This window comes from Moritella sp., from assembly GCF_013215705.1.
Classification (GTDB): Bacteria; Pseudomonadota; Gammaproteobacteria; order Enterobacterales; family Moritellaceae; genus Moritella.
Genome location: NZ_JABSQR010000050.1, coordinates 1 through 13,001, shown reverse-complemented (window position 1 = coordinate 13,001; position 13,001 = coordinate 1). Strand labels below are relative to the sequence as shown.

Sequence of the window (13,001 nt, the reverse complement as noted above, 5' to 3'; positions counted from 1 at the left end):
CTTCATCAGTTTTTAGATCTATTGAGGTGATTTCACCTTCATCAGACCATAAATTGATGTTCTTTTTTGAACTTATCATTTTCTCTGCATAATCAACCATTTGATCAAAATCATCTTTGTCAAATTCTTGAATTTCTAATAACTGTTGTACAAACGTGAATCCCTGTAAATCATTCGGTAATTGCTCATCAAAGCTATAAATAACTAGCTCTGCGTTTTGAAATCTTTGGAACACTTTTCGATACTTTTTGTGAAAATCATCGAAAGAAATTACAATCTTTTGGCCAGATTTCACGTCTATGAAATTATTTTTTCTGATCTCTGAGTCTACAAGTTTGAATGCAGTATCAACATCTTTCTCGTCAAGCATTTTAGCTTTAACAGCTTCATGGCACTTACTTATTATGTAATTTTCTCCAAGCTCAAATTTAATGTTTTTTATGAATTTGAGTAATACTTCATCTGATAGTTTACATATATCCCTACTGTAATTTGCGATACTATCTGAACTTGATTTGTTACTAATAGCTTTAATTTCAGAGCTTAAATCTCTAGCAGTTACTTCACCACTGATAGTTTTATCAACCAGAGAAGCCACCTCATTGTTATTTGATTCAGACTTATTTGATGTAAGAACAAATAGAGTTTTAGCAAGAAACTCTATTTGCTTTACGGGACTAATTCGACCAAATTTTTCATCTCGAATTACCTTGCTCCAGTTAGAAAGCGTTTTCCACAAGTCGTTATCTAACGTGGTAAGATTAATAGGTTTACCCGTAGAATTAGACTTTTTAACGGTATGCTTTAGTTGGTACAAAACCTGAACATCGTTGTCCAAGTCTGTGTGGACATCATCTTTACACTCTAAGCCAGCACTTTGCCCGCATTGCAGACACAATACTTTCCAAAGAAAAAAGTAGTATTGATAATCAAATCCAATAGCACTTTTATCTGCAGCAGTACTATCTGAAAAACTGTCAATTGAAAACATTCACCCTTCCATGATAAAAACCTTATATTACTGGAGCTTACCATAAGAATGTGAGGATTGGTTCATATATAGTGTATCTATAACACCTATTTTTAGGTATTCACCTTAAAAATCAAGACAAGCATCACACCCAAATATTAATAGCAGTAAACTAACTCACAACTTAAAGCCAAAGTACTCCATATTTTTGCCAAGAATAATTCTAGAGCTAGCTTTAGATCATCCGCCACCACGAAAGTGAAAGCATGACCGAACCAATGATGAACGGACTTATGGCAACATTATTTATTACGCATGTAGGTGTTTATTTTGCTACTTATGGTTTTGAAAGAATAGAACTGAGTATAAAAATTGATAAGGCTCGATTGAAACTGTTTTATATGCGCTGGGCTTTTTCTTCCTCGATGATAGTCGGAATATTTTACCTCATCACTATCCCTATGATGAACGGTGGCAATATATTAACGTTACAGAAGATCTTAGGACATTCCACCATATTGCAAACAATGACATATGCGCACCTTGCACCAGACTATTTAAATGAGGCAATGAAGTACAAACTAGTGTCCACATTATGACCCAATTAGTACTATTCAGTGCCATTTACTGCTACTCATTAAACAAGAAAACCCCCGTCAGCTGGGGCTAAGCCAGTTATGACGGGGGTTCATTAGTCTCCCTCAAGCGCTTTTTATATCTTAATTAAAAGTAACCTATATTAATCGCTAGTGCGTATGCTAACCATTAGCGTTACTGTGCTACCACTAATGATGATTATGCTCGTGACCTTGCTTTTCAATCGCGACGTCGACAGTCACTTTCCCTGCATATTTAAAATTCAACTCTAATGGAAATCGCTCTCCTTTTTTCGGCAAGTATTGCGGATTGAAGATCATTAAATGCAATCCACCGGGTTCAAAGTTTTTTGTTTTCATCGAGCCAATTTTTACCTGATTAATTTTTTTCATTATCATCATGCCGTCTTGCATAGCATGCATATGGATTTCAACCTTGTCGGCAATCGGGCTAGATACTGTAATCAGGTAATCGTCTTTCGTAGAGTTATTCTTAAGCTGAAAATACCCCGCAATCACCTTGCTGTTTGGTGCCGCTAATCGACTCCAAGGATGGTCAATTCGCATATGTGCTTGAGTATAATCATGGGCTACCGCGAGTGTAGAAAAAGCAAAACTTGTCATGATCAGCAATGCACTCATTATTTTTTTCATCATGTTAAACCTATTATTTATTTGTTTTTAGAAAGCACGATTTACCAATATAAATTACCTTGATAAATCAACCAGAAGGCTTGTTCTTTTTGTTCTTGGGTTTGGTCAAAGTTACCTTGGATTCGCAATATTTGATTATCGCCAACAAACCAGTTCATAACGAGGCTGAGTCGCTCAGGATTATGGCCTTTACTGTCTAACGCATTCGCAAATTCAGCACTATTTTGGGTCACTTTATTATCAGTGAGTAAGGCGTCGTAACGAAATGCCACTTGGACATCCTGCCATTGCCAATATAACTGTGAGCTTATGCCCTGGTTTGTGGCATCGAGTTTAGTTTGAAGTTGCTGGCTGTCGGTTAGGTCAGCATCAATTTGTTGTGCCATCCATTCAATATCCCAGCCTAACGCCATCCACTGCCACTGCAGCCCCAGACTGACTAAATTTGTATCTCCCGTAAAACTAATATTGTTCGCGTTACCGTGCGTATGCCCAATTTTCGCATCATCACCGCGCTGATATGCATTAAAGTGCGTCAACGAGCTTTTAAGCAAAACACTATTTTGCTCTCCAAACCACTGCAACTCATATGCTACGCCATAAGCATCTGGCGTAGCACTGTTTTTATCCACTGATGCCGGGTAGCCGTTACCACGACCGATCCAAGTGGTAAACTGCTGAGTATCGTCGGACCAGCGTAATTGAATACTATCATCGCGATATTGACTGGCTAAAAATGCCTGTTGTGACAGATTGGCATCGATAAACAGCCAGTCATGATCGTGAGTCCCGTTATACAGACCGATATCTGTCAGTTGCCGACCAACCCGAAGTTGCCAGTCTTCCCCTATATCAGGCTGTAACCACAACTCTTCCACGGTTGCAGATTCAGCATGATGACTGCCAAGAATAAGGTGTCCGGCCAGTACTGATTCTATATTCACGGTGAAAGCGACTTCACCATGCATCAGCTGCAATCCTTGCTCATTGTGTACAGCATCATCACCTGTGATAATCCCAGGAATCGACCAAGTTTCAGCCTGTCGACTGTCTTGATAATAGCCAAATTGGGCAAACAGGCTACCCCCCCAGTTACTACGTTCAAGGAGATTTGATTCATCCCCATGTGCCAATAAGGATGCACTAAACAGAGTGCTGACCAAACCTAAAATATATTTCTTTTTCATTGTGGCTGCTCCGCCTTAAATGGATTGGAATAACGGGGGTTGCGAATAAAAATGGGATCACTGAGTGCATTCAAAAAATCCAACAAGTCATCGCGCTCTTGCTCACTCATTGAAAAACCCGTTACAAACTCACTTTTATTAGGATTCTGTCGCCCATCGCCAGCATATTCGCCACTGGTGATGTGACGACCACCTGCAGCATAGAATGCTAATACTTCTTCCAAAGTGCCTATACTGCCGTCATGCATATAAGGTGCTGTATAAGCAATATTTCGTAATGTCGGCGGTCTAAATTTACCTTTGTCCTTGGCTTTTTGAGTTACAGCAAACAAACCATTATCGATTGCAGGATAACTGCCCTCTCCATCCAGATTATAAAGCCCAGTATTAAAGAAAGGTCGACTCACAAATACGGTTTTGTCGTGTAGGGTCGAATCGCTAAAATTAAAACCACTATGACAATGGAAGCATTCCATCTTTTCGCTATTAAATAAATCTTGACCACGCTGAGCAGAGGAGCTTAGTCGACCTTTATCAAAATCAGAGTCTTTGGAAATAAGAGCACGGTTAAACACCGCTAGCGCTTTGATGATATTTGGAAAGGTAATTGACTGTTGCAAATCCGGAAACGCCATATTGAACATATTCTGGTATTTGGTATCACTATTAAACCGCACCCAAATATCATCACGGTTTGCATCATGGATCCCCATTTCCACCGGGAACTCTCCAAACATAGGAATAATCAATTGGTCTTCAATCTCTCTGAGTAGAGGATTTGCCCAAGTATAACTGGCGTTATAACCGATATTGGTAAGCGTTTGAGCGTTTCTGTGTAGCACTTCTCCGGTTGAACCTTTGGGCGTTTTTAAGCCATCACTAAATGCGAGTTCCTGATGATGGCAAGACTCACATGAGAATGTTTGATTACCCGACAAGCGTTTATCATAAAACAGGTGCCGACCTAACTGAAACTTAGCTTCGGTCGCCAAGTTATCTGCAGGTTCTTTAGGCAGAGGTAATGCACCGGTTTGAAAATCAAACTGGTTTGCATTACGCGTACTCACTGGCACAACTTCATAACTAGATTCACTGTCACAACCCGCCATGATTACCATGACGAATAATGTCAGTAAACGAACCATGTAGTTTACTGACATTATCATTCCTCCACTGTTATCCAAGTTTGTGCCGCGCTACAGTCACCGGCAACACATTTTCCTGACGTTAGATCTAGACCTAAACCATCAAAAATAGGCTGACAAACAGTATCTCTATTCGATGACATACACGTTGACGTTGTATCATCAATGTAATTACCTGCCACCAATTTTTGGTAGTCAAAGACAATACTGTTGCTCGCAGGGTTGAAACTATCAAATTGATATTGCGGACGATTTGGCCTAGAGCTGCTGCAATCCACGGTTTCAGCATCCGCATCGACAAGTTCGCATCCCGTAGTGCCAAGGTGAATCATCAAGCCTTTAATATCCATTCTCAGATGTTTATGACCCGCCTGCCAACTCCAATTCATCCCCAGAACATCTAGCGGAGATACTGCATCATCGCCGTCAATACCATAGTTATTCAACTCTGCAGGAACACCTAAAGTAAATTGAATCCCATTATAATTACCGCTTGGAACGGTACCTTTAATCACATTATTAAGCGCTGGATTACCGTTGCTGCAACTGCCAGTCCCGGTTTCAAAATCCAGAAGAGCAACATTTTTATACTGCCATCTTTTATCTTGATTTAGCGTTACGCTAACCACCTCATCGGCATCATTTATCAACGCAACTTCTGAAATATAGATACGTGCATCTTTAAACTCAGGGGTTTGATTTTTTTGGCCAACAGAAGTCTGCATCGGCTCGCATGATATAGCTTCGTTGCCGACACGAGCCACAAATTTTATTTCAACGTTCTGTGTGGTAACCACGTTTGGTGTTGGGGATTGCTGCGCCGAATCTTCAGAACTGCTACTACCACAACCAGATAAAGCGCCAACAATTGCCACGGCCAATAATTTATTAGTCCACATATTTAACTTCCTTTTAACTCTTTTTCCAAAATATAGGCTGCTAACAGGCAGCCAAAAAATCACAAGGCCAATGGTGATGAGACGCAATATATCGTTAGAAAGGTGCGTAAAATCATCACTAGATTGGAGCAAGCGAAAATAAATGTTTAGTGATGGAAATGCGCGATAATGGAATAACTAGACTGAGTCACGCTTGAACGTTAACTTAGCCTTGTGCCCTATATCATGCATAGAACACAAAAGGCGGTGATTGTTTGGGCGCGAGCGATAAATATACTTTTTGTTGGTAACTTGTATAGTGATATTGCGGGGTGCGAGGCGTCGAGCGATTAACCCATACAGACAGTAAACATACTAATAGAACGGCAAAAACAATAAAATGTTGGAATGCTTTAAGAAGTGGGCAGCTGAATTGTAGCGAGTGATGCTCTTCCTCTGCGGAATGAGAACCTTCACTATTTTGAGTAATGAGTTCGTTCACACTAACCCACTTAAAGCCTTGCGGTGTACACAACAAGATCTTTTCACCTTGTAATTTACTTAACCAATTTTTTTGCAGTACTTCACTTGGGTTCAAAGCGATTGTAGCGGCGATATAAATTTGAAATAGCAAAGCAATAATGACAAAAAATGCCATTACCTGTTGAAATACATGCTTATTTCTTATTCTATGCATTAGAACCAATATAACGTAAAAATTACTCGGCGCTGATATTAGCAAACAACATTTACAATTGTAATAATTAATTCACACTTCAGTGACAATAGTAATAAGAATATAAGGGAATTGTTGTTTTTTTACTCTAATTAAGTAATTTATAATAGTTTATTGCTCGATTAAAAATAAAACGTTGTAGGGAACATAATGGCTAATATAATACTAAGCTGTGTGGTGTTTAGCGTTAGGGTCTTGACCAAGAGTCAGCTGTAGCCGACCCCAGCATTGAGGTAATAATTACCACAGAGGTGTGATTATTTTAATGTCTCAGTTCACTGTTTACCTACAAATACAACAACAACCTTATCATCACCTAACGTACGAGAAAATGCATAGCCCTTTTGTTGCTTAATCTCCTTATGGATACCAGCACCAATAGCTGGATGAGCCTGTCTAAATTGTCCGAGTGTTTGCCAGTGTTTAAGTAATTGCTGGCGGTTAGCATCCAATGACCAATTCATATCAGAACGGGTTCCTTGGTGGAAATCATCTGCATAAGCGCCTATATTCCTTGCCACTTCATCACCGTAGTAAACTTGAACAGCACCAGGACTTAGCAATAGCGCACTGGCTGCATTACGCTGCATTTCAAATGATTTAAATCGCCCAAAGAAAAGCTCTGTATCATGAGATGACATATAACTCACAGGATTAAAATCGGGCTCTTCTTTGAGTGTATCTGCGTAATGTTGGTAAGTATCGGCCATCTTGCTAAAACAGAAAGCCCCTTCATCCATTTTTTTCTGCATATCAAAATTGAGCAGAGCATCAAAACCGTCATCATAATAAGGACTACGGTAAGCGCTATGTCCCCATACTTCCCCCATCATCCAAAATGGCTGTCCTGTTTTATCATTATCTTCGCGCCAGTCATTTAAACTTTTGGTCGCAGCTTGTTTTAAGCGCATCCATACATCACCAGACACATGTTTTACAGTATCGATACGATAACCATCAATACCAAAACGCTTCACCCAGTCTGTTTGCCACTCAATCAAGTAATCCGCTACAGTATAGTTATCACGGCTAATGACTCGTGTTCCGGAGTTATTTAATAGCCATTGTGGAGGAGTAACAGACTTGGTGGATTCTGTGACAAAGTCAGGCAAGCCTGCAAGTGAAAGTGTAAGGTCATTGGAGCCTGGTGTAGGATAATTTGGTAAACTAGCACGAACCCAATCACCTCCCCACCACTGACTCCATGCAGCATTATCATAATCAATATTGTCATTGAAACTATGCCAATTTCGCCCAGCATTTGGTTGCCAATCACTCCATTGTGCAGGCCAGCTTTGTGAGGGGTTTACAACAGGAATTTGATCGAGCTGTAAATCTGTTAAAGTGGCATATCCGGGGTGGTTTATAACAACATCGAGTAACACTTTAATGCCCCGCTTATGCGCTTCTTCAACCAAACGCTTGAGATCATTTTCATTACCAAAATTCGCATCTATTTTAGTGAAATCACGAGCCCAATAGCCGTGATAACTATAAAACGGAAACGAGCCAGCGTTACCACCACCGACAAATCCCCGTACTTGTTCTACAATAGGTGAAAGCCAAATAGCACTTGTTCCTAAGCTCTTAATATAATCAAGTTTCTCAATGACCCCTTTTAAATCGCCACCATGAAAGGTTCCAATCTCATCTTTACCGTCTTTACGGCGACCATAACTATTATCATTACTTGTATCTTTATTATTAAAACGATCAATCATGACAAAATAAATGTTTGCGTTGCGCCAGTTAAATTTAGCTTCTTTGAGTTGACCTTTTAGTGGCTCCAATAATATTAATCCCCCACTATTAATTGCAGGCGTAATGGTGACTTGCTGTTGAATAACGGTGACAACTTGCCCACTGAGTTTATCTTTTAATTGAGTGCCATCGTTATAGGTATCGGCAAGATTAATAGTAACCTCTCCACCTTTATAGATGTCACATTGCACTTGTGGTAAAGGGCGTTTGAATGCTTTTTTAGTGGATTTTTTGGGCTGACGTTTTATTAATATTGTTTTATTCTCGGCATCAAATATGAATGCATAATCACCATTAAACCTGATTTTAATAGGCAGTTCAGTCGGTGAATTACAATTCAAAGCCAGTGGTTGACTAAACCTTACCTTTTGCTCTTTTGGCTTAATGCAGCTTCCTTCAATTCCAGTAACGTTTAAGGTATAGCTTGCTTTAGTAAGTGGAACCACCAGCGGAGACTCACTAGTGAGCAAGAAGTCTCGACTAGTAGTGCTGGTTGAGATGGCTAGATTGGGTGAGGCAAACAAGCTTGGGCTGACAAGCATGAGTACAAGACTTATTTTATTTAATTTCATCTTCAAACCTAAGTTATTCCATTAATTAATATAATAATAAAACGGAACCATTGGTCAGACATCATCCTGCTAAACTACGCCCTAAATAGTTAATCAACTCACAGTTTTAGTTAAACAGGGAGTAGAACCTGCGAAAGAATGAAGTTCATTCTGTAAGTTAACGCCAAACTAAATTCAAAAGTCCGACTCTATTAAAGCCCCCGAAAGAAAGGAGGCTTTTTATATTTTAATATCACTAACCGATATTAATCGCTAGTACGGTAGCTTGCCAATTCCGTACTTAAGCTAACACCTTGTAATTTCAACTGGTTTACACGTTGTAAATACGCAGCACCTTTTAGCATGTGCAAGGCAACATCTACAGCGCCACGGCGGGTATAGTCTTCAAGGTAAGAACCTTTTACCCAGCTGTTAAATGCGCCTAAACTTGGGCCTGCCCAAATCTGATAATCCATTTCACGTCCCTTCTCTCCGGTATTAGACCAACGTGAAGACAGACCGAGATACCAACGGAAGATCAGTGCCATTTTACGCTTAGGACTGCTCATCGCACGTGCTAGCATGTCTGGATCACGTTCTTTAAAGAAGGCGATGGTACCATCCCAGATCTCGTCAAGGTTAGCACGGAAGATCTGCCTTTCAATTTTCTCACGTTCCGCTGCCGGAATGTCTTCAATCGAATCATAAGTCACATACAAGTCATACAGTTTCTTCGCACGCATAGCGAACATAGAACCACGTTTTAATACCTGTAGTTTAACGCCCATTTCAAACATATCTGCCGCTGGTGCCATAGTCACATCGGCCATTTCAACGGTAGCTAACAGTTTACGGGTATATTCAGATGCACCAGCTTCGACACATGCCTGATTAACCGAGCCCAGTACTATGTAAGCAGCGCCCATATTAAATGCGGCGAGTGCCGCTTCCGGTGTGCCGATACCACCACCAGCACCCACACGTAATGCAGGAGAGAAATTATACTTAGCTTGCACTTCATCACGCAGGCCAATAATAGTCGGTAATAAGGTTAAAAATGGTCTGTTGTCAGTATGACCACCAGAATCCGCTTCCGCAGTAATATCATCAGCCATTGGTACTAACAATGCTAATTCCGCTTGTTCTGGTGTGATCTTGCCTTGTGCTAATAACTTATCCAGTAACTTCTGCGGTGCCGGTTCCATAAAGCGACGACCAACTTCGGTACGCGATACTTTAGCAATAACTTTATTGCCGATATTAACCGACCCATCGCTGTTTTTAGATAAACCAGCCACACGATACCAAACAATGTGCTCAGTTAAACCCAGATAAGCCGAAGCCTCTACGGTTTTAACGCCCAGTTTTAGAAAACGTTCAACCGCGCCACGCTCTAGTGCTTCTTCCGCAGGAGCATGGATCAGGTTAACCGCATAAGGGCCATTTGGCAGTTCTGCTTGAATACGACGAATTGCATCTTCAACTGCATCCGGTACTAAACCTGCGGCACCGAAAGAACATAACAGTCCCGCTTTACCTAACGCGACAACAAGTTCAACCGACGCAATACCGTTAGCCATTGCGCCGCCATGGTAGGCATATTTAACCCCATGTTGTTTTTTGTAAGCAGCATCGCCCAGATCTTCTGGTGTTAACTTCTGTGCAAATGCCAATACATCAACGTCAACATTGTTGCTGATAGCACCAGAAATTGAAGTATGGTTAGTGATGCCCATAACACCCGCACTATTACCCATATTAGTAGCAACATAAATAGGGTTAGCCAGATCCATCAAGGCTGCTTTAATTTCTACATCTTGCGTATGTACTGACGCCGGATCAACTTTCCAAGCCCAGTTAATTGCGTTGCTATTGTTAAAACCTAAACTCGACATACTTAATTCCTATTTTTGCAGCTGCTGAGCGTTTAACTCAACAACTGACCTATTCTGTTTATAATCTAAAGCGATCACATAACCTGCTAAGCCGTATTGATTAAAGTAAGCCAGCTCTTGTTGGCATGGATGCCAACCCGAAGCCTCCATGGATGGATTCACGGCGAGCAGAGCGTCTTTAACCAATTCGGCGCTTAAGCACGTTACGCTTAACCTTTAAGCCTCAACAATACTTAATACAATATTCTTCACTTCATAAATGCGCAGACCATCTTTAGACAGGTTAGCATCACCGACAATACGTATTTCGCCTGCTTCAGTAATGATCTCGGTAATATGTACATCCAGAGACATTTTCTTATTCAGCGGCGTAATTTGACCACGGTATTTCCAATCAACTTTTGTCATTGGAGCAATGAAACGAGGATTACTGAACTGTGCGCCTAAATCATTTTTCAACGCATAAGTTTGCATTAACTCGATGATAGCTTCAACACCTAATGAACCAGGCATAACCGGATCTTGGTGGAAGTGATAACGGAAGAACCAATCATCAGCATCAATCGTACGTTCACCATAAACATAAGCAACACCGGCTTTACCACCGCCTTCAACCACTGACACAGTATCGATAAAGTTCATCTGACCGCCAGCCAATTTATAATGGGGTTTGTCTGCAGGCGCTTTATACAGAGCCAATGACTGATTAGTTAAATCAAACACATCAATATTGTCTGTCGGGGTATTGTTATCAACAAACCAAGCATTGGTGGTTTTGCCGTTATCAATACCTAGTTGGTTAGTCAGAGACTCGCCACTAAAGTAACCAAATACCGCTTTACCCGTATAAAACAGCTCGCCATCAACTGACATATCGAAAGTGAAACTTTGAATAATCGCGCCACCAGCAATAGCCGTGCTCACTAACACCGATTTGTTAACGATAGTTTTACCGCGTAAATCGATCTGTTTCAATAACGTGCCGCTGCCATCAAGGTTACGGAAGAACAGGTCTTTTTCAGGGTATTTAAGCGTCGTGCCCATGTAACCAGAAATGAAGCCATTTGGTTGCAGTGCAATTTCCATGATCAGTGAATATGGCATCCAGTTTTCATGGCTGTTTTTAGTGAAGTACCAAGCGTCTTCCGGTACATAGTATTCAGCCACACAGCTTGACGGTTTTTTCAGATCAAGACGTTCGCCCTGCACTTCCACAACCTGTGTAACAACTTGCAGATCACCACAAGGGGTACGCGGTGGAATGCGGCCTTCGTAGACATCAAAATCTGGACCAAAGCAATTAGAAATGTTACCCGTTGCGAACTCAAACATGTGCCAAGGCGTGAACGGTGCTTGATTCGGCACCCTATTCTGCCCTGCTACCATAGGCGCTTCGAAATGCTGGATAGGTGTTACACCTTTGCTTTTCGGTGACGACAAATCTGATTGCACACGCATTAGCGGACGTTCTGGGAACTTGAATGGTTCAATACCACGTTCGTCCAAATTCGCTGCGTTAACATTTGCAGCCACAGGTAATGTCGCAGAAGTAGGAGCCGCTAGCGCTTTAAGTACCACATTCTCAGGTAATGTCACTGGATAAGGTGAGTTATCATCTTGTTCGGTGATCATCACGCAAAGATTTTTGAAATCAACAACCACTTTACCGTCAAGCAGGATATCAATGTTCGCCTTCATGAACGGGTACGGTTCCATACCCATCGCAGTCACTTCCATACGATAAGTCAACGTGTTGCGCTGCGGTAATACCTGACCACGACAACGTACAGTTTGCGATTCGCCTGGCAGGGGTTGGAATCGTGCATTATTAACGTTGGTATGCATGCCCAATGACAGCATAAAGAACATAGCCATCTGGCCGCAGCCTTCCGACATCAAAGAACCCGCCATCACTTGATCACCTTTAAAGTGACAAGGGAAATACCAATGCTCAGGATCTAAGTCTTTCTGGCCTTCTAACAGCCCTAAGCCCCAATGACCACCGGTTGGATCTATTTTGGTAATACGCTCAATCATCAAGAATTTTTCTGATGAGAATTTCAACGACGGATTACGGCCACCGAGATCATATTGTGGGCCGAAACAACCCGCCACGTCACCGTTAACCAGCTTCATCATGTCGCTATGATCGTATTGACCGCGGTTATGCTGCAATAATGGGGTAAATGATGATTTAACGGCATCAGCAAATTCAGCTTTATCTTTGTCGTTATGGATCACGCCTTTACCATCGACAAGTTCTTCATCAGTAAAGAATCCTGCACAACCATTACGCATGATAAGTACTTTCTTATCACCCACATAACAATCATAGTGGAAGAAGAATAATAGCTGTTCACCATTACGTGCATAAGAATCGATATGGATCTCATAACGCAGTGTTTCACCACCGAAAGCCATCTCTTCAAGGAAAGTGAGTTCACAATCAAGTAAGCGGTATACACGCTCACCTTTAGCTTGGAAATCGATGCCGATATAAGAGATCAGCATCAAGTCACACTGACCAGATTCCACGGCTACTGACCAAGGGATCTGACCATCAATAAGGAACGGTGCATCAACCGGAATATCATATTCCGTACACATGTATTATTTTTTGTATTCGTT

9 protein-coding genes and 2 pseudogenes are annotated in these 13,001 nt (G+C 41.2%); 1 reads left to right on the top strand and 10 read right to left on the bottom strand.

What is annotated here, in order from left to right:
* Positions 1-991, bottom strand: a 991-nt coding sequence (locus HRT96_RS21655; RefSeq protein ID WP_293160730.1) for a hypothetical protein, incomplete at its 3' end; no start/stop codon positions are given.
* Between the two features lie 440 nt (positions 992-1,431).
* On the opposite strand from HRT96_RS21655, the pseudogene HRT96_RS21650 reads away from it, so the two are divergent.
* Positions 1,432-1,569 (top strand): annotated as a pseudogene (locus HRT96_RS21650) (integrase); the annotation flags it as partial.
* 186 nt (positions 1,570-1,755) lie between these two features.
* Here HRT96_RS21650 and HRT96_RS21645 read toward each other — a convergent pair.
* From HRT96_RS21645 to HRT96_RS21605, 9 genes and pseudogenes are all read right to left on the bottom strand, one after another.
* Positions 1,756-2,223 carry a copper chaperone PCu(A)C gene (locus tag HRT96_RS21645; protein WP_293160728.1) on the bottom strand — a complete coding sequence of 156 codons (468 nt, stop codon included), beginning with the start codon at positions 2,221-2,223 and terminating at the stop codon, positions 1,756-1,758.
* 38 nt (positions 2,224-2,261) lie between these two features.
* Positions 2,262-3,407 carry a hypothetical protein gene (locus HRT96_RS21640; RefSeq protein ID WP_293160726.1) on the bottom strand — a complete coding sequence of 382 codons (1,146 nt, stop codon included), beginning with the start codon at positions 3,405-3,407 and terminating at the stop codon, positions 2,262-2,264.
* On the bottom strand, positions 3,404-4,567 hold the full coding sequence (locus HRT96_RS21635) for a methanobactin export MATE transporter MbnM (protein WP_293160724.1): 1,164 nt from the start codon (positions 4,565-4,567) through the stop codon (positions 3,404-3,406). Before HRT96_RS21635 ends, HRT96_RS21640 begins: the two co-directional genes overlap by 4 nt.
* Positions 4,568-4,569: 2 nt before the next feature.
* The gene (locus tag HRT96_RS21630; RefSeq protein ID WP_293160723.1) at positions 4,570-5,451 is read right to left on the bottom strand and encodes an MbnP family copper-binding protein; all 882 of its coding nucleotides are present in this window, start codon (positions 5,449-5,451) and stop codon (positions 4,570-4,572) included.
* A gap of 223 nt (positions 5,452-5,674) precedes the next feature.
* Complete coding sequence (locus HRT96_RS21625) at positions 5,675-6,127, bottom strand: hypothetical protein (RefSeq protein ID WP_293160721.1); 453 nt, start codon at positions 6,125-6,127, stop codon at positions 5,675-5,677.
* A gap of 314 nt (positions 6,128-6,441) precedes the next feature.
* The gene (locus HRT96_RS21620; protein ID WP_293160719.1) at positions 6,442-8,499 is read right to left on the bottom strand and encodes an alpha-amylase; all 2,058 of its coding nucleotides are present in this window, start codon (positions 8,497-8,499) and stop codon (positions 6,442-6,444) included.
* 245 nt (positions 8,500-8,744) lie between these two features.
* The gene (locus HRT96_RS21615; protein ID WP_293160717.1) at positions 8,745-10,373 is read right to left on the bottom strand and encodes a PfaD family polyunsaturated fatty acid/polyketide biosynthesis protein; all 1,629 of its coding nucleotides are present in this window, start codon (positions 10,371-10,373) and stop codon (positions 8,745-8,747) included.
* 9 nt (positions 10,374-10,382) lie between these two features.
* Positions 10,383-10,559, bottom strand: a complete 177-nt coding sequence (locus tag HRT96_RS21610; protein ID WP_293160715.1) for a hypothetical protein — start codon at positions 10,557-10,559, stop codon at positions 10,383-10,385.
* A 30-nt stretch (positions 10,560-10,589) separates the two neighbouring features.
* Positions 10,590-13,001, bottom strand: a pseudogene (locus HRT96_RS21605) (beta-hydroxydecanoyl-ACP dehydratase); the annotation flags it as partial.

Bases quoted from the DNA above. Each gene is read 5' to 3' on its own strand.
- HRT96_RS21630 (WP_293160723.1), bottom strand. From the start codon at position 5,451: ATGTGGACTAATAAATTATTGGCCGTGGCAATTGTTGGCGCTTTATCT.
- HRT96_RS21625 (WP_293160721.1), bottom strand. From the start codon at position 6,127: ATGCATAGAATAAGAAATAAGCATGTATTTCAACAGGTAATGGCATTT.
- HRT96_RS21645 (WP_293160728.1), bottom strand. From the start codon at position 2,223: ATGATGAAAAAAATAATGAGTGCATTGCTGATCATGACAAGTTTTGCT.
- HRT96_RS21620 (WP_293160719.1), bottom strand. From the start codon at position 8,499: ATGAAATTAAATAAAATAAGTCTTGTACTCATGCTTGTCAGCCCAAGC.
- HRT96_RS21615 (WP_293160717.1), bottom strand. From the start codon at position 10,373: ATGTCGAGTTTAGGTTTTAACAATAGCAACGCAATTAACTGGGCTTGG.
- HRT96_RS21635 (WP_293160724.1), bottom strand. From the start codon at position 4,567: ATGTCAGTAAACTACATGGTTCGTTTACTGACATTATTCGTCATGGTA.
- HRT96_RS21640 (WP_293160726.1), bottom strand. From the start codon at position 3,407: ATGAAAAAGAAATATATTTTAGGTTTGGTCAGCACTCTGTTTAGTGCA.